Source organism: Roseateles sp. P4_D2 (assembly GCF_056401875.1).
The window spans coordinates 392941-410922 of sequence record NZ_JBFUIM010000006.1; the positions used below are offsets into that span (position 1 = coordinate 392941).

The 17982-nt window shown below is 66.1% G+C and carries 12 protein-coding genes; 5 read left to right on the forward strand and 7 right to left on the reverse strand.

The genetic code is table 11. From position 1 onward, the window contains the following. Nucleotides 1-53 precede the first annotated feature (53 nt). Nucleotides 54-1823 carry a glutamine--tRNA ligase/YqeY domain fusion protein gene (locus tag AC1DW0_RS13755; protein WP_477946403.1) on the forward strand — a complete coding sequence of 590 codons (1770 nt, stop codon included), beginning with the start codon at nt 54-56 and terminating at the stop codon, nt 1821-1823. A 3-nt stretch (nt 1824-1826) separates the two neighbouring features. On the opposite strand, the gene AC1DW0_RS13760 is transcribed toward AC1DW0_RS13755, so the two are convergent. Together AC1DW0_RS13760 and AC1DW0_RS13765 are read right to left on the reverse strand one after the other, a co-directional pair. Continuing rightward, entirely contained in the window at nt 1827-2051 is a 225-nt protein-coding gene (locus tag AC1DW0_RS13760) for a hypothetical protein (RefSeq protein WP_056199021.1), read from the reverse strand. Between the two features lie 128 nt (nt 2052-2179). Then, a complete protein-coding gene (locus AC1DW0_RS13765) occupies nt 2180-3082 on the reverse strand; it encodes a hypothetical protein (protein WP_457354167.1) in 903 nt (300 codons plus the stop codon). Between the two features lie 197 nt (nt 3083-3279). Between AC1DW0_RS13765 and AC1DW0_RS13770 the strand changes: the two genes are divergently transcribed. Next, on the forward strand, nt 3280-3780 hold the full coding sequence (locus tag AC1DW0_RS13770; protein ID WP_457390912.1) for a hypothetical protein: 501 nt from the start codon (nt 3280-3282) through the stop codon (nt 3778-3780). 266 nt (nt 3781-4046) lie between these two features. Here the strand turns inward: AC1DW0_RS13770 and dbpA are convergent, their stop codons facing one another. The 4 genes from dbpA to AC1DW0_RS13790 are packed head-to-tail and all read right to left on the reverse strand — an operon-like array spanning nt 4047 to nt 8456. After that, entirely contained in the window at nt 4047-5444 is a 1398-nt protein-coding gene (gene dbpA, locus AC1DW0_RS13775; RefSeq protein WP_477946406.1) for an ATP-dependent RNA helicase DbpA, read from the reverse strand. A 20-nt stretch (nt 5445-5464) separates the two neighbouring features. Continuing rightward, the gene (locus tag AC1DW0_RS13780) at nt 5465-5809 is read right to left on the reverse strand and encodes a translation initiation factor Sui1 (protein WP_477946408.1); all 345 of its coding nucleotides are present in this window, start codon (nt 5807-5809) and stop codon (nt 5465-5467) included. Then, nucleotides 5806-8019 (reverse strand): S9 family peptidase, encoded by a 2214-nt coding sequence (locus AC1DW0_RS13785; protein ID WP_477946410.1) that lies wholly within the window; start codon nt 8017-8019, stop codon nt 5806-5808. Before AC1DW0_RS13785 ends, AC1DW0_RS13780 begins: the two co-directional genes overlap by 4 nt. Before the next feature lie 32 nt (nt 8020-8051). After that, entirely contained in the window at nt 8052-8456 is a 405-nt protein-coding gene (locus AC1DW0_RS13790) for a rhodanese-like domain-containing protein (RefSeq protein WP_056199037.1), read from the reverse strand. A gap of 64 nt (nt 8457-8520) precedes the next feature. Here AC1DW0_RS13790 and ftrA point away from each other — a divergent pair, with 64 nt between their 5' ends. Continuing rightward, a complete protein-coding gene (gene ftrA / locus AC1DW0_RS13795) occupies nt 8521-9507 on the forward strand; it encodes a transcriptional regulator FtrA (RefSeq protein WP_477946412.1) in 987 nt (328 codons plus the stop codon). Nucleotides 9508-9873: 366 nt separating this feature from the next. On the opposite strand, the gene AC1DW0_RS13800 is transcribed toward ftrA, so the two are convergent. Further along, the gene (locus AC1DW0_RS13800; RefSeq protein WP_477946414.1) at nt 9874-14229 is read right to left on the reverse strand and encodes an NACHT domain-containing protein; all 4356 of its coding nucleotides are present in this window, start codon (nt 14227-14229) and stop codon (nt 9874-9876) included. 713 nt (nt 14230-14942) lie between these two features. Between AC1DW0_RS13800 and AC1DW0_RS13805 the strand changes: the two genes are divergently transcribed. Together AC1DW0_RS13805 and AC1DW0_RS13810 are read left to right on the forward strand one after the other, a co-directional pair. Then, nucleotides 14943-16061 carry a M48 family metalloprotease gene (locus AC1DW0_RS13805; RefSeq protein ID WP_477946415.1) on the forward strand — a complete coding sequence of 373 codons (1119 nt, stop codon included), beginning with the start codon at nt 14943-14945 and terminating at the stop codon, nt 16059-16061. Continuing rightward, nucleotides 16048-16812, forward strand: coding sequence for a hypothetical protein (locus AC1DW0_RS13810; protein ID WP_477946417.1), 765 nt, complete (start codon nt 16048-16050; stop codon nt 16810-16812). Before AC1DW0_RS13805 ends, AC1DW0_RS13810 begins: the two co-directional genes overlap by 14 nt. Nucleotides 16813-17982 lie beyond the last annotated feature (1170 nt).

Sequence of the window (17982 nt, forward strand, 5' to 3'; positions counted from 1 at the left end):
ATCGGCGCACTGCGGGCCTGGAACACGGCCCGCTTCCATTTCCAGAGCCGACGATGAGCAACCCCGCTGCACCCGCTGCACCTGCGACGAACTTCCTGCGCCAGCGCATCGAGAACGACCTCGAGACCGGCGCGTTCGCCGGCCGCCACTTCGCCGGCACGCCCGGCGACGCCGCCCACCACAATGCCGGCCCGCTGGACGAGGCGCGCATCCGCACCCGCTTCCCGCCCGAGCCCAACGGCTATCTGCACATCGGCCACGCCAAGGCCATCTGCCTGAACTTCGGCCTCGCACGCGACTACGGCGGCGCCTGCCATCTGCGCTTCGACGACACCAACCCCGAGAAGGAGGAGCTGGAGTACGTCAACGCCATCAAGGAGATGGTGCAGTGGCTGGGCTGGTCCTGGGGCGACAACCTGTTCGAGGCCAGCAGCTATTTCGACTTCATGTACGCCGCCGCCGAGGCGCTGGTCAACGCCGGCCATGCCTATGTGGACGAGCAGAGCGCCGAGGACATGCGCGCCAACCGCGGCGACTTCGGCCGCCCGGGCGTCGACAGCCCCTTCCGCGGCCGCACGCCGGCAGAGAACCTGGCCCGCCTGCGTGAAATGCGCGATGGTCAGCATGCCGACGGCGCCATGGTGCTGCGCGCCAAGATCGACATGGCCTCGCCCAACATCAATCTGCGCGACCCGACGCTCTACCGCATCAAGCATGCGGAGCACCACGCCACCGGCAACAAGTGGTGCATCTACCCGATGTACACCTTCGCCCACCCCATCGAGGACGCACTGGAGCGCATCACCCACAGCATCTGCACGCTGGAGTTCGAAGACCAGCGCCCCTTCTACGACTGGCTGCTGGAGCACCTGGCCGACCTCGGCATGCTGGCCCGCCCGCTGCCGCAGCAGATCGAGTTCGGCCGCCTGAACCTGAACTACGTCGTCACCAGCAAGCGCAAGCTGCGCCAGCTGGTGGAAGAAGAGCACGTCAGCGGCTGGGACGACCCGCGCATGCCGACACTGGTGGGCCTGCGCCGCCGCGGCTTCACGCCGGCGAGCGTGCGCGCCATGGTCGAGGCCACGGGCGCCAGCAAGCAGAACGCCTGGATCGACGACACCGTGCTCGACCAGGCCCTGCGCGCCGACCTCGAGCCGCAGGCGCCGCGCGCCTTTGCCGTGCTGCAGCCGCTCAAGCTCAAGCTGACGAACTACGCCGAAGTCTTCGGTTCCAACGATCACCGCGAGCCCTGCGAGACCGCCGCCCACCCGCACAAGCCGGAGCTGGGTCAGCGCAAGTTCTCGCTCGGCCCCGAACTGTGGATCGAGGCCGAGGACTTTGTCGAAGTGCCGCCCAAGGGCTATTTCCGTCTGTTCCCCGGCAACAAGGTGCGCCTGAAGGCCGGCTACATCATCGAATGCACCGGCGCCGAGAAGGACGCCGCGGGCAACATCACTGCCGCACTGGCCACCGTCATTCCCGACACCAAGAGCGGCACGCCGGGCGCCGACGCGGTCAAGGTCAAGGGCACGATTGGCTGGGTCGGCGCGCACGAGGCCGTCGCGGCTGAAGTGCGTCTGTACGAGCGCCTGTTTGCAGAGCCCCAGCCCGATGCTGGTGGCCGCGACTTCATCGAGTTCCTGAACCCCAATTCGCTGCGCGTCGTGCAGGCCTTTGTCGAGCCCTCGCTCGCGGATGCGCCGTCAGATGCGCGCTGGCAGTTCGAGCGCCACGGCTACTTCGTCACGGACCGCGTCGACCACCGCGCCGACAAACCTGTTTTCAACAAGATCACCGGGCTGAAGGACAGCTTCTCCAAATAGCCCTCAGTCGCGCGCGCCCCCGCAACGCAGCACGATGGGCACGGCGTATTCGCGGCCGACGACGGCGCGGGCGAACAGATAGTTCTGCCGCGCCCGGTCGCTCAGGGAATCCAGCCGCACGCCACCCTGCGCATCACAGGGAAAGGCCAGTCCGCGGCCGGCCTGGAACAGGGACTCGAAACGCAACTCGTAGTTGTCGCTCATCAGGGGCATGGGGCGTGAGTTCATGGGGCACCTCGTCTTGCTTGCAGACTAGGCGCCGCATGGGGCCCTTACGCGTGAAAAGGTCGCAGCTGAACTTGCTGCCCCCCGCACTTGACTGCCCGGGCGCCAAGATGTCACGCCCGTAGCATGTTCTAACGCAGCGGCCCGCGCAGCACGTCGATCTGGAAGGGCCGGTCGTTCATCTCGATGAGGGCCGGGCTGGGCACGTTCAGCGTCATCAACCGGCGCTGAGGCAGGTTGAGCAGCGCCAGCGAGGGCTGCAGGTGCTGGCGCAGCAGAGCCTGCAGCGAGCCGTCTGCATAAGCCTGGCGCAGGCCGCGCGCAATGCGCTCGATGGCTTGCTGGTTGCCGGGATGGGTATAGATGTATTGCGGCAGGTCATAGGACAGCAGCAGGCTGTCGTCCAGCGCCAGACCCTTGAGGCCGGTGTGGGCCTGCACCTCCTGGCCGACCTCGAGCACGCTGCGGCAGAACAGGTCGGCCCGGCCGATGGCCACCATCTGGAACAGCGCCTCGTAGCCGTTGGCCTCGGCGACCGTGAAGCCGTTGGCACGCAGGATGTCGGCATCGGCCCAGCCGCGGCCCTGCACGTGGCGCAGCCGCGCCACCGCGCTCAAGGTATCGGCCTCGCGCACGACGGCGCGTTGGGGCGTGTGCACGAAGCAGACGCGGTAGCGATTCACGCCCAGATGAATGGGAAAGAGCACCGGCACCAGGCCCGCGGCCCGGCCGGCGTCCGGCCCGGTGACGACGAGGAAGTTCGGTGCGGCCTGCTGGGCGGCTTCCAGCAGCGCGCGCCGCTTGTTCATGGGCGCTGACAGCTGCAGGCGGTAAGCGCCGTCGGTCGCGCGCGTCTTGTCCAGCGCCAACTGCACCGCATCGCGGATGTAGGCGTTGCGCAGGTCGGCCTCGCTGTCAGGCGCGCGCAGCGTCAGCGTCAGTTCCTGCGCATGGGCCACTCCGGCTGCCACCGCGAGCAGCGCTGGCAGGCCCTTCAACAGGCGGCGTCTGAGCAGGTCGAGGATGCTGGACACGGGCCGAATGTAGCTCTGCCAGCCAGGCCCGGGAATGGTGGCCACCCCTGAACGGGCACGTTATGGCGCAACTGGCGATCGTGACTTCCTCCACGCATTTCCACCCTCAGCGCCGCGCCCTTGCAATTGCTCACAATCCGCCCGCAACGGCCTCCCTAGCATCGCGTTCGGCTCTCTTTCGGGGGCCCTCGAACCCCATGCCGGCCGCCACAACCAATCCGCCCCAACAACCTGCCCAGCCGCGGCTGCTGAGTGGCGCGGGCGGCCGCTCGGGCACCACCACGGCGACCGAGGCGACGTCCTTCGCCGCCACGATTCCCTTCAACCGGCCCCAACCGACAACCACGCGTGCGGCGGCGGCACCCGCGCCTGCCAGCGGCGCGCTGCCGCGCTGGGCCAAGGGCGTTGTCATCGGCGGCGTGCTGCTGGCCGTGGCCATGCCGGCCTCGGTGCTGATGTCGCGCTCCATGCTCGTGCAGGAAGCCCTGACCGAGCAGAGCAGCTCCAAGGCGGCGATGGTCTGCACCGGCGGTGAAGGGAAAGCGGTCGACGACTCCAGCCTGCTGGGCTGGCTGTTCGGCGGCTCCTATTTCAGCTGCGGCGACTGGGAAACCCGCGAAGCCCGCGTGCAGCGAGATCGTGATCGCGACCAGGCCAACTACATGGCCCGCGAACGGGCCAAGCAGGGGCTGAATTAGAGGGCCTGTTAGCGCCACGGCAATGGGCCGCGTTGTGGCCAGAAAGGCCGCAGGCACGACAGCAGACCGTAAGCTGGGCTCATGCCCAGCGAGGATCTGCAACACAGCATGCGGTCTTTCTGGCCGCAACCCTTCGGGAAGGCCCGCCGCAAGGGGCCACTCGTTGTTGCAGCCCTGGCCCGCACGCGAGTGCGGGCAGCGCGCTGCGTCTAGATTGGCCCCTTGCGGCGGGCCTTCGCGACCCATTGCCGTGGCGCTAACAGGCCCTATTCCAGGTCGGCCATCCGGCGGACCTTGACCTTGCGCCCCTTGAGCTTGCCGAGCGACAGCCGGCGCACCGCCTCCTTGGCAATGCCGCGCTCCACGGCCACATAGCTGTGGAAGTCGGTCACGTTGATCTTGCCGATCTGTGTGCCGGCAAAGCCGGCCTCGCCGGTCAGCGCACCCAGAATGTCGCCAGGACGGATCTTTTCCTTGCGGCCGCCCAGGATCTGCAGCGTGTCCATGGCCGGCAGCAGCGGGCCGCCGGGAGCGTCCTTGAGGTCGGCCACAGGCTCCCACTTGAATTCCTGGCCTTGCAGCTGCTCGATGCGGCCGATGCGGCCCATCTCGTCCAGGCTGGCCAGGCTCAGCGCCAGGCCTTCCGCGCCCGCCCGGCCGGTGCGGCCGATGCGGTGCACGTGCTGTTCGACGTCGGCGCTGATGTCGACATTGATGACGCAGGCCAGGTTGGCGATGTCCAGACCACGCGCGGCCACGTCGGTGGCCACCAGCACCGAGGCGCTGCGGTTGGCGAACTGGATCAGCACCTGGTCGCGATCGCGCTGCTCCAGGTCGCCGTGCAGAGCCAGCGCGATGAAGCCTTGCGCCGCGAGCACCGCTTCCAGGTCGCGGCATTGCTGCTTGGTGTTGCAGAAGGCGATCGTCGATTCTGGCCGGAAGGCGCGCAGCAGGCGCGGCACGGCGTCCAGGCGCTCGCCCTCCCCCACCTCGAAGGCAATCTGGCGGATGGTGGACGCGGCGGCACTCGTTGAACCCGCGACCTTAACCGTCTGCGGCTCGCGCATGAACTTGGCGGCGATCTCGGTCACGCCTTCGGGGAAGGTGGCCGAGAACAGCAGCGTCTGCCGGTTGGCGGGCGCTCGCTTGGCAATCGCCTTGATGTCGTCGAGGAAGCCCATGTCCAGCATGCGGTCGGCCTCATCCAGCACCAGCGTGTTCAGCGCCGACAGGTCCAGCGTGTCGCGCTCCAGGTGGTCGATGAGGCGCCCCGGCGTGCCGACGACGATGTGGGCGCCGAAGGACAGGCTCTCGATCTGCGGCTTCATGGGGTTGCCGCCGCACAGGCTCAGCACCTTGATGTTGTCGGCCGCGCGGGCCAGGCGGCGGATTTCCTGCGTGACCTGGTCGGCCAGCTCGCGCGTGGGGCAGAGCACCAGGGCCTGCACGCGCGGCAGGTCGGCCTTCAGCCGATGCAGCAGCGCGATGGCGAAGGCGGCGGTCTTGCCCGAACCGGTCTGCGCCTCACCGATGACGTCCTTGCCAGCGAGGGCCAGCGGCAGGCTGCCCGCCTGGATGGGCGTCATCTGCGCATAGCCGAGCTGGCCGAGGTTGGCCAACATGGCGGGGCTGAGAGGCAGGCGGTCGAAAGCGGTATCGGTCATACCGCGATTGTCGTTGGGGCTCAACCGCCGGCTCGTTTGACCGTCCAGCCCTCGGGCCGCGCCTTCAGCCAGGCCATCACCTTGTCCAGGTGGTCGCCCTGGATCTCGACGACGCCATCCTTGACCGTGCCGCCGCTGCCGCACAGGGCCTTGAGCTGCTTGGCGCACGCCGTCAGCGCCGCATCGTCCAGCGGCAGGCCCTTGATGACGGTCACGCCCTTGCCCTTGCGCCCCGCCGTCTCGCGGCTGACGCGCACGATGCCGTCGCCCGCCGGGCGGAGCTTGGCCTTGCAGACGCATTGAGCGATGGGTTGCCCGCAACCGGGGCAGACCCGGCCGACGTCGGTCGAGTAGACGAGGCTCATGGCGCTGGCTTCAGATGCCGGTCGAACAAGGCATCCATCGTGCGGTAGAGATGCAGCCGCGCTGCGCGGCCGGCGATGCCGTGGGCCTTGCCGGGGTAGATCTGCAGGTCGAAGGTCTTGCCGGCGGTCTGCAGGGCCTCGACCAGGCGCAGCGTGTGCTCGAACAGCACGTTGTCGTCGGCCGTGCCATGCACCAGCAGCAGCGGTTTGCTCAGCAGCGACGCACGCGCCGGCAGATTGGCGCTGGCGTAGGTCACCGCCTTGCCCCCCTCGGGCAGGCCGAGATAGCGCTCGGTGTAGGCCGTGTCGTAGAGCGTCCAGTCGGTCACCGGCGCAACGGCGACGGCGGCCGCGAACGGCGTGTCGGCATCCAGCATCGCGCGCGCACCGAGAAAGCCGCCGTAGCTCCAGCCGAAGAAGCCGATGCGCGCCGCGTCCACGCCCGGCACGCGGCCGGGCAGCTGCCGCACGGCCGCGAACAGGTCGGCCACCTCGTGCTGGCCGAAGCTGCGGAAATGGGCGCGAGTGAAGGCGCGGTCACGGTGCTCCATGCCGCGCACGTCCAGCATCAGCACGCCATAGCCGCGCTGCTGCCAGTAGGCGATCAATGGCATGTCGCGGCCCCAGCCCCAGTTGACCGTCGCGGAGCCCGGGCCGCCATAGGCCAGCACGATGGCGGGGTGCTTGCCCTGGCCGGGACGGCTGGCGGGTGCGAAGAAGAAGGCGTTCAACGGCGTGCTGCCATCGGCCGCCGTCAGGTCCAGTGCCAGCGGGACGTTGGCGAAGGCCTCCAGCGCCGGGTCGGGCGCGTCACCGGCCAGGGCGATGGCACTGTCGCGGCCCAGGCTGCGCAGTTCCAGCCGCGGTGGCTGGCCCCAGGCCGAGCGGGTGACGAGCAGGCGGGCGCAGGCTCTGTCGGCCTTGGCATCGCGCCACTGGCGTTCGGCCATGCCCGGCAGGGCCTGGGCATTGCCCCCGGCCAGCGGCTGCAGGTAAAGCTCCCTGGTCTTGCCGCGGTCGCCGGCGGCGGCGAAGACGACACCTCGCTCACCCACGCACACCGCATGCGCCACCGCTTCGGCCTGCTGCGTCAGCGGCGTGCGCTGCCCGGTCGCGCGGTTGACCAGCAGCAACTGGCGACGGCCCGTTGCCTCGCTGGACCAGAGCAGGCCGCGCGGCGTCTCGATGAGATCGTCATGGACTTCGACCCAGGCCGCATCGGTCTCGACGGTGATGTCGTGTGGCGCGGCATTGGGTTTGAACTCGGTCAGCGTCAATCGCGTCTGGTCGCGGTTGAACCATTGCAGCCACGGTGTGCCGTCGGCAAACCAACCGGCGCGAGAGATGTATTCGGCGCCGGCCGGCAACTGCAGCGCATGCGCCTCTGCGGTGGCAACGCCGATGACAAAGGCGGAGACCTGGGCATTCGCTTCACCGGCAGCCGGATAGCGTTGCTCCGTCATCTCGGTGCGGTCCGCAAAGATCTGCGCCCGCGTCTTCAAGCCCACGCGCTGTTCGTCGACGCGCAGCGCCAGCAGCTGACGCCCATCGGGGCTCCACCAGAAGCCGCGATGCCGGCCCAGTTCCTCCCCGGCAATGAACTCGGCCAGGCCCCAGGTCACACGGGGATTCATGCGCGCACCGAACAGCGGGCGCGGTTGGGCGCCGGCCTGAAGGGGCAGCACCATCAGCTCGCCGCCCTGCACATAGGCCAGGGTCCTGCCGTCGGGGGCGCAGCGCGGGTCCTGCTTGGGCGCCTCGGGCGTGTTCGTCAGGCGCTGAGCCTCAGGGTCCCCGGCGCTCAACTTGACCAGATAGAGGTCACCCGACAGCGGAAAGAGCAACGCACTGTCGTCGCTGCCGCACCACTGGTAGCCGGTGATGCCGCGCTGGTTGATGCGCTGGCGCTCCAGCGCCATCTTCTCGGCCTCGCTGAGCTTCTGCGCGGCGCCGCCGAGCAGGTCGGCTGCGCTGACGAGCTTGCGCGGCTCGCCGCCGGCCGCGGGTTGGGCCCACAGCTCCAGCACCTCGCTGTCCGCCGCCGACGGGCGCAGGAAGCTGACCCATTGCCCGCCGGGCGAGATCTCGGCCTGGCGCGGCAGGCGGCCGGCGAGCGGCGGGTCAGCGGTGAGGCGTTCGAGGGTCAGGGTCTGGGCCGAGGCCGCGCTTGTGACGCAGAGGGCGGCCAGCAGGGTCATGAGGATCTTCATCACGACATGCTAGCCGCGCCTCGGTCCAGGGCTCAGGCAGGCACGGCCGCGGTCGCCAGCTCGAAGCCCTCGTCCAGCCAGCCGGTGATGCCGCCGGCCATGATCTTCACCGGCCGGCCCAACCGCGCCAGGCGCAGCGCGCCGCGGGCTGCGCCGTTGCAGTGCGGGCCGGCGCAGTAGGTCACGAAGAGGGTGTCCTTGGACCAGGCAGCCAGCTTGCTCTCGACAAGCTTGCCGTGCGGAAAGTGGATGGCGCCTGGCACATGGCCGCGGGCGAACAGCTCGGCGGAGCGCACGTCCAGCAGTACGAAATCGGCGCCTTGGGCCAGCGCATCGTGCACGTCCCAGCAGTCGGCCTCGAAGGTGAACTCAGCGGCGAAGTGGGCCTCGGCCAGATGGGCGGGCGCGGCGGGAATGGCGGTGACTTGGCTGGGCATTTCGGCTCCTGGTTGATGGTGTCGTCATCGTGCCCAGCGGGGCGCTGCGCCACAATTGGCGCACATGACAAGCATCGACAAGATTTCGCCAACGACGACGGGGCCGCTCGTCGTCGCGCCTGTCTACGACGGCCTGTGCACCTTCGAGTTCGCCATCGCCGCCGAAGTCTTCGGCCTGGCGCGGCCGGAGATGGGCCCGGGCTGGTACCGCTTCGCCAGCGCCGCCGTCGAACCCGGGCCGCTGCGCGCCCACGGCGGCCTGAGCGTGACGAGCGATGGCGGTATCGAGCTGCTGGACCAGGCCGACCTCATCGTCATGGCCGGCTGGAAGGGTGCCGACGTGCCGGTGCCTGAGGCGCTGGCCAAGCGGCTGCGCAAAGCCTGGCAGCGCGGCGCGCGTCTGGCATCGATCTGCTCGGGCGCCTTCGTGCTGGCCGCGACCGGCCTGCTGGACGGCCGCCGCGCGGCCACGCATTGGCGCTATGCCGACAAACTGCGCGAGCGCCACCCGGCCATCGACGTCGATGCCGGCGTGCTCTACGCCGAGGAGGATCGCGTCTTCACGTCGGCCGGCAGCGCCGCGGGCATCGACCTGATGCTGCACCTGGTGCGCAGCGACTTCGGCGTGGAGGCGGCCAACAGCGTAGCCCGCCGGCTGGTGATGCCCGCGCACCGCGGCGGCGGGCAGGCGCAGTTCATCGAGCGACCGGTGCCGCGCGACCGCACGAACCGGCTGTCCGGCCTGATGGACCTGGTGCGCGCCGACCTGCGCGCGCCATGGACGCTGGAGCGCATGGCCGTAGCCAGCGCCATGAGCCCGCGCACGCTGTTGCGGCGCTTCACCGAGGCCACCGGCCAGTCCCCCGGCGACTGGCTGATCGCCGAGCGCGTGGCCGAGGCGCAGCGACTGCTGGAGGCCAGCAGCCTGCCCGTTGAAAGCATTGCGGCCGAGGCGGGCTTTGGCAGCGTGCAGTCGCTGCGCCACCACTTCCAGGCCCGGCTGGGGCTGGCGCCGCGGGCTTATCGGAGCAGCTTTGGGGTGGGGCGGTAGGGATGCGTCTTGGAAGACGTGCGTGGGCCGGAAGACTGCTTCGGCTGCAAGCTGGCCTGCGCCTCGGCGCGTTCGCTGACAGCTTCCGACCCGTTGCAGCCGCAAGGTCAAGCGTCGCGGGCGTCCGCAAAGTGCCCAAAGCGGAAGCTTGCAATCGACGACGACGGACGGCGCCGCAGCGATTGCCGTCGTCTGCGGCAACGGGCCATCGTCACGACCCGTCGTACGAAGCTGCCATCGGCTCTTTAGTCACCAAGCCGTCGGCGATGACCGCTTTCGGGGATGAAGCGGGCGGCAACCGTCTGGCCGCCGCCGACCGACCACTAGCCCATTCCGACGCCGACCAAGCAGGGCGGGCCCTCTTGGTCATGGTGCGCAGCTCGAAACATCGATTACGGCGATCTCCGGCTGCGGCCCATCTGCGGACGCTCTGCGAATGATCGCAGCCATGGCACGGAGATGATCAACGACCTGTTCGAAGTTGATGAATGTGCCGTCGGTCAACTGCCAGCCCTTCTTCCGTACATCCTGGTGAACGAGAAGAAGAATCCCCTCGCGGCCATCCTGAGCACGTAGGTACTGTCCGCACAGTTGCGTGACCAGCGCTTCTTCCAGCTGAGCCCGGGACCAACTTTCCGCCACCTTGATCTCGGTCGCCAAGCCGACGCCGCTCACACGGGCGCGGAAGCGCAGGTCGGGCTCCTTCTCGTCCGCGACGTGAGGCTCACGTTCAATCGTGTACGCCGTGCGTCTGGCTTGGCGCAGCCGGTCTGCCAGCCAGTTCTGAACCGCGGGCTCATCAGGCAGCGCCTTGAGCGTCTTCCCTTGCTGAAAATCGCCGTGGATCAGATCGTGCTGCATGTCCGCCAAGCGCTGCAGCGCGGTCGCCAGAAGTTGCTTGCCGGTGGCGGGATCACGTTCAGCCGCTTCTTCGAACGCGGCCATCTCATCTGCCGCCCACGGTGTGTCCTCAGCGTCTGCGCCCGCGCGATCGTGAGCCATGGCTTGTAAGCGCTCGACGGGGATGGACAACTGGTGTGTGCTGGCCAAGCGGTTGATCGCGTCGAACGTAGGCTCCCCTGGGGTCTTGATCAAGACTTCCAGCGCTGAAGATCGAGCAGCCTCAGCCTTATCTCGTTCGTCCGGTGAATACGCCCCTTTGTTCGCGCGATCGCGATCTTCTTCTGGCCGGACAGTCTTGAATGCCAAGACAACCAGTCGTTCCAACGTCGGAACGTCCATGGATGGCACCTGGGCGAGAGCGCTCGACCAACGCGAGCCAAAGATGTGCGGCAGGGCGCGTTCGACTAGGGCCTGTTTCTGCGCATCTCCGAGCAGATCGAGCTTCTCGACCAGTGCGTCCGTAGCCCTGGCTGCGTCGACGGCATACGCTGCTCCCAGGTACTGAGCGCTGATCTGCGGATCGTCCGAGGTCTTGAACCTGTCGATCACGAGTGCGTAGAACTGGAGCCTGTGATCATCGGACAGTCCACGAACGAGCGTTGGCAGCAGAGGGCGAAGTGCAAGCGAACTCAAAGTCGGTCGCGCTTGCAGTTCCCGCCACAGGTCAGGCCACAGCAATGTGGCCAAGGCCTTGGGGCTGCGGTCGATGTATTCGAGGATTTGGTGATGGACGCCAGGTGCGGGGATGTCCAGATCATCGGCGGCTTCCTTGGCCAACACCTGCGCGACCGCCGGTGGCCAAGCTGCGGCGAGTTCGAAGAGCCATTCCGGAAACCCATTGATCTCCAACGTCGCGAACTGCGCCGCGCGGATTGCTTCTTGCTCGTTCAGGTCTGCCGTCCAGTTCGGGCGGCTTGCAGCCTCAAGCGAGACGCCGGCGATGCACATGCAGTCGAAGTCGGAGATCTGGTTCTTCTCGTGTGGTGGACGGTCGCTGTGCAATGTCGGCATCCAGGCGCGCCAGACTTCCGAGAGACCCTTGAGCAGCCCGGCTGCTACTTCATCGCCGACGATGCTTGCAATCGGAGCGATGCTGTCGACCGCATATCTCGAACTGCTTCGAGTGGCCTGGTTCATCAGCTGCCACAAGTCGTAGATGCGCCCGTCGACTCGATTGGTCGTGGTCGGCGTCAGCGTTTGGAGCTGAGCGGGATTTGATCGAAGGTCGGAAATGAAGTCGAACCAGCCTTGCTCCAGCTGGCTGCGCGCCTGCTCACCGGTCTGCCGGATCTCGGCCATCTCCCTTGCAGCCTCAATCTCATCTGCGGTCTGCTCTCTTGGGGTCATCCACTCGGTGTAGGCAGCCTGCATTTCTGCGTCCGTGGCTGCGACGGCTGCGATGCGATCCCGCAGGGCCTCATCCTTGTTGCCCTCGTTGAACCACAAGGCGAGAGCAGTGTTGATGCCAAGTCGCCGTTCTGTGGCGCTCGCGCGCTTCGGTGCATCGGCAAGCAGCCAGTCAACGTCCTCCAGCTGCAGGTCAAGATCCCAGCCCAGAAAACGCAGTTGGAACGGGTGCAGCAGCAGATGTCCGTAGAGCGTTGGATGACCTTCAAGGCGCCCAGCGGTATGCCACAGCGCAATGCGACGCCGCGCTGGTGAGTGGTTGGCGAGTTTGGCTATCTCGGCCAAATCTTCGGCGCGCCGATGCAGATAGGTAAAACGACGATCACCGAGACGCAGCAGCGCGTCCAGGGCGGCCACCGGTGCCTCATCGGGTGGGGACAATTCGAACAGAAGTTTTGCTGCCGTGGCCAACGCCGGGGAATACTGAGATTCCAAGGAAGACAAGTCGTAGGTGTCAGGCTCTGGCTGATTGCCAAGCTGGGACAACATGCCTTCGATCAATCGACTCAGATTCTTGGCCGAACTCAGTTTCTCCACCAGGCTGGCGCCATGCCAGTCGAGGTTGAAGCCGCCCCCTTCGTCGTCGCCAACCTTGATCGAAGCCAGGATGGCAAGAAGGTCTTCGACATTGATCAGCCTTGGAAACAAGGCCTCTACGGCTTCCCAGACTGCGGTTGTCGTGATCGAAGCGCAGTCTCGCTTGATGTATTCGGCATAGGCCTGGAGCCTGCTCTCGTCGTTCGTGGCCAGCAGCACGCGGCCAGCAAGGATGGCGGTATAGCGGTCCTGATATCCGCCAAACGACGCGGCCTCTGCAATGTCGACGCACTCGTGAAGCTTTCCCAGCCACATCAGGCGGAGCACGAAGAAGCGGATGTCCTGGTCATCCTTGTTGGCCTCCCAGATCTCTCGCAGCACTGGTGCGATGTCGGGCTGTGCAAATCGAGCCACGCTGCTGTGATCCAACATGGGCGTGTCTTCGGAGCGCTTCATGCGCTCGACCAGCGCCAGCAGCGCTGCCTTGCGGGTTGGCACGGGCAAACTGGCTGGGTCACCTGCCGTGAACAGCAGGAAGGGGGCTCGCCGTACGACCTCATTCGCGACGCTCTCGTCCCGTAGGCTCAGCCATGCTGCCGTCTCGAGCATCGACGGCTTGACGAGGTCGATCCCGTAAGGGCGGGAGAACAGGAGGTGATGCAGCTGGCTCTGCGACAGATTGGATTGCCGAAGTCGAAGCAGCCAGCGCGCGGTTAGAAAGGCTCTCACCACGCCCTCGTTGTCGTTGTGCAGACGAGCACGACCAAATGTCGCTGGGTCGAATGCAGGGCGCGTCAACAGATGGTTTCGATCCGTAGGCGACCAGTCCGGCAACACGTCGTCGAGCGTGATCGATGCGCGGTTGTCGTCGTCGGGGGCGTCCTTGTCAGGAATGGCTATTGTGGTCTGGCGGCCGAAGACCAACGCCGCACCTATGCGCTCAAGTGCGTGGCGCGCCCGCGTGTGATCCAGCGGGTCAACGCGGGATCGATCTGGGTTTGTTTCGCGAACGCGTTCATCGAGGCTTTGATCAATCATGGCCTCCAGGCTGCCAAGCCGCTTGTGGAGCTTCCAGTAGCGGACGATCCAATCGAGATCCAGCGGGCGCCTTGCGAATTCCCACAGGTTCGCTGCGTCGATAGCAGCAACAAGACCTTCAACGTCTGGAGCATTCTTCGCGGCTGCGTATTTGCGCACCTGGCCGGCGTCCAGTGCTGCCATCACCACCACGATATGTGTTTCAGGAGGGGGCGGCTCTTCCGGCTTCTCATGGCGCAGCACCCGACGGATCAACTCCTCCAGCGTTGGCAGGGGAAGGCTGATGGGGTCTTTCGGGAGCGGCAGCTCGTCGCTGAAGCGCCGTGCGTCGCGCGTGAATTCCCAGTCTGTATGGCGACCTGAAAGGATGATGTGGGCGCGTCCTTCAGCCCCAGCAATGCCATCCGCAATGTGGCGTAGCGCTCGATCCAGCCGGATGCCATCGAGTTTGGCTTCATCTACCGAATCGATGAAGAACCATGCTGATTCGCTGCTGGCGAGCCATGCTTGCAGGAGCGGGCGATCGGCACGACGCAGTGCTTGCTCAAGCCCATCGTGGCCGACATCCTGAACGGTCGCGTAGAAGGAAAACTTGCCGGCGGCAGCCTGAAGTCGAGCCTGCTCTGTCAGTTCCTCGGTTTTGCCGCTGCCGGCTTCCGCCAGGATGACGACACGGCGCTTGGCCAGCAGATCGGACCAAGAGAGTGGGCCGTTTGAACCTGCAGTCCTTCGTCGTCGCGGCTGAAGGCGGTCATCGGCGTCATCGCGCCACTCGTTGAACCGACGATGAAGAGGAACCGTTGCCATCAGAAAAGCAGTCCAGCGCTCAGAGAGCATGCATTTTCCTTGACGCCCATGGTCGCTAGGCCACCTTTATGAAGCTGCCGCAGGCAGGAGCGTACTGTGAGGACCTGCACTGAGTTCTGTACGAAGTGGTCGACGACCAATTCAGCCGAGCATGCACGTTGCGAGCTTCGCAGCCGAGCGACAGGTTCTTTGGGCTAGGCCGCCGGTCGGGGCCAATCGCCTTCAATGCCCGGTTTGCGCGCTTGCGGCCGTCGAAGGCTTGGAGCACGAACGACTCAGATCAGCCTATTGCCGTAGCTCGGTCAATTTCGGCTTTGGGCACTGACCTGCCCCCCGAGGTGCAGACCGGCAGGCCGTCGGCAGCTTGGTGCCCAAAGCGGAAGGTCGAGATCGGCCGCGACAGACGGCCCAGCAGCGATTGCTGCCTTTCGTCCGTTGCGCGCGACGTCACGCTGACCGGTGCCAAGCGGTCGTCGGACCTTGCGGTCGTGAGGCGGTACCGAAGTCGGCTGTCAAAGGTACGGCGGCCGTTTGCCGCGCCCGCAAGCCGCGCAGTCATTCCGCTGACCGAATGCAGGTGGTCCCGCTCCCTGGGCTTGGGCCTGCCCACGGCATGCGATCGCGACCACCGTTATGTCCACTATCTTGATGGTGCGGCGTGCCGCCAAGCTCGGCAAAGTGGCTTCTGCGCCTGCCTGGGCCATGCCGGCCTGGACGGTTGCGTGCATCACGTGGGGCCGTGCATGTCCATCCGACACCTTGTCTACCTGGTCGTGGCCCTGCTTGCACAAGCAGTTCCCTGCTGCTCAGTCAGCGCTGAAGTCGACGTGAGCGCTGTGTATCGCGAGCTCGTCGACGAGTCCACGCGCATTTGCAAGGAGCACGAGGACAGCCTCTATCGCAAGGACAGTGCTTATGCGCAGAAGGCGTACAGCTACGCCAGCGTCATGGAGGGAACGGATAAGCGCCGTTGGTTGCGTCTGAACCAGGGGTTTCGCTTGCGTGAGGACGACTACTACTTCAGCCATTTGGGGTTCAGGAGCCACGGCGAGGGCGAGCTCAAGACCCTGGTCTTCGATTCGCCCCTGCCACGCGCCTACATGTGCGCGCATGGCGTCCTCTACATCGCCTCATCCTTCTTCGATCCGGAGAGCCCCCTCCACCTGACGGACGATGAGCTGGAGGCCTTGATCGCGCACGAGTTCGTGCATTTTCGCGATGGTCACGTGCTGATGCAGCGGGCGGCTGCGAAGTTCAGGGACGCCGGCGACACGTCCGGCCGCAAGCGCGGCCCGCTGGAGCCGCTGACGGGCGACTTCGACATTCAGGCTCTTTTCGCAGATGAGGGGCGCGAGTACGAGGCCGACCGTGGGGCTTTGGAGATCCTCGCGGCGGAAAAGGTGCCGACCGCAGCGTACTTCTCGCTGCTGGCGAAGCTGGTAAAGGCGGCGCCGGCACGCAGCTCAGGCGCGGCCTTACTAGTTCAGCGGCAGACCTGTATCTCGACCTACGAGCGCGCCCCGCAACGCTTCTTCTGGATGGCGCCGGAAGCGCGGGCGAAGATCGAGGCCGAAGGCCTGGTGTTGATGGATCGCCGCCGTGACGAGGGGCGGTTCTTCCTGCGCCACGGCAACCTGCTCGCCAAGGTCTTTGCGGACCAAACCTTGCCCAAGGGTCCGCCGCCCCGCGGCGCCGAGCTTATTGCGCTGGCACCGCTGGACCTCCATGCAATCTGCGCCATGGCCCAACAGATTACCAACGTTCAAGACGCGCGTGCGAAGCCTCTGGCCAAGGCACTTTCCACGTCTGTGCTGACTTGGCTCAGCGGAACTGGCAAGGAAACGCTGAATGAAATCCTTTAATCCGGCCCTGCTCAGTGCCTTGAGCGCATGCCTTGCGCTGGCCCTGCTCTCGGGCCCGTGCATCGCGCGCGATGCGCCTGCCGGCGACGCCGGCACGCCCTTGCTGTCGCCCGACAGCAATATCGCCCTGAACCTGAACGTTGATGCACGCAAGGCCGGCGCCGCCGAGCTGATCAGCAACACTCCGGCGGGCAAGAAGGTCTACGTGTTCTTCATCAGTACCAGCGAGGTGTACTCGAACGCGGGCACGGAGACCGTCGTGGAGGAGCTTCAAAAGCGCTTCTCTGCCTTCGGCCGGGACATCGGTGAGGACGGTGTGGCGATCTGGGTGAACGTGGCCGGCAGCTCACGTCTGAGCGCGCGGATCGGCAAGCTTATTTCCGATCGATACCGCTTGCCAGCGGCATCGGACTTCGACTACAGCAAAGGGCCGTATCTGGTCGTCACCAACGTGCATCCGGCATTGGCGGGGAAGGAGGAATTCGTCCAGTTGCCGCTGCCGAACGAGGACCTCAGTCAGCCATTCGTGGCTGGCATCAGCCTGCGCAACATTTCGCCGGTCTACGTCGTGGACGTCCTGAATTCCCTGGAGCAGGGAATCCGCCGCGCCAACCTGACCTCACGGGACATGACGCGCGCGGAGGTGTGGTTCACCTTCAAGACTTGGTGGGACGGCAACAAGCAGACGGTCGGCGCGGTAACCAAGGAAGTATTTGTGGCGGTGCTGGGGACGGTGGTCAAGAAGAAGTGAGTGCCTTGTCGTGACGCGGCCCTAGCGCGCGAATCTGCGCTGCCGACGCCCCTGGGCTCCGCTAGCCGCCGGGACCGCGCTTCCGCGGAAGCACGACCTGCAGCTGAAGCACGTTCGCTGCGGGCGAAGGCCTCGGCCCCGACCTCGGTCATAGCATTCCCAACCGTCCTCCCACTCGGAGGCCTTCGCTTCCCAGGAAGCAGAGCCGTCGACCTGACGGTCAGCTTCGTCGATGGGCTTGGCGCGCCTCGGTTTGCAATGGCGGGCTAGCGGAGAGACCTTGATCGAAGCGGGACCACTAATGGGTTCAGGTCCTAGAAAATTCACTGTCGATTGCGCAGGCCATCGCGGCAGAGCATCCCGCCGACCCCGTTCAGCACGGTGAGGTCGTCCCCTCGAGGCGAGGCACGGCCAAGGCGATCCATGCGGCAAGCTGTGCAATGGCGGCGGCGATGCCCGCAGTGATCGTTTGCAGGTCCAGCAGCTCAGCGACCGCCTGGAATGCATAGATGACTGGCTATAGAGGCGCGGCCCGCGCCGGCGTCAAGACGATTGCCAGCTACCGGGAGAGGCTGCCCGCGCCGCGACGGCGGAGCGTGCGCAGCGTTCGCGCGCATCGTTCACGGTGTCGAAGCCCCCGAAACGCAAAAGCACACGGCGGCCTAAAGGTCTTGGATGGACAGCGGTCACACAGCTCGCGGGAAGTCGAATGACCGGTGCTCGCGGCAGCGGTCATCTGACCGCGAGATTGGAAAGTCGGTGACCAGCCTGTTGCCGTGGTTCGGCGAGTTTCCGCTATGGGCACTTTGCTGCCGTCCAATGGCACTGACGAGCGACGGCTCCTGGCCGAGACGTCAAAGGCGGCTAGCCGCGTCGCTGGTCGAGGCGCGCCACGTTGCAGCGATGCCCCTTAAGCGCGTTAGACCCTGCGGCGGATCCTCATGGCAAACATCAGACCTAGGCCGGCACACAGTAGAGCATGGGGTGCAACTTCCGGAACTGCGCTGACTCTGAAGCCAAGGTCCATTTCGTCGAATCGATTCCAGTTGCCGTTGAATCCCTGCCATTCTTCGCCGAGTGGCATCGGGGCGCCCCATGGCATGTTTGCCGAAAACCAGTCAGGTGAGCCAATTGTGAAACCGTATGTGCCCGCAGGGACTGTCCAGTTCA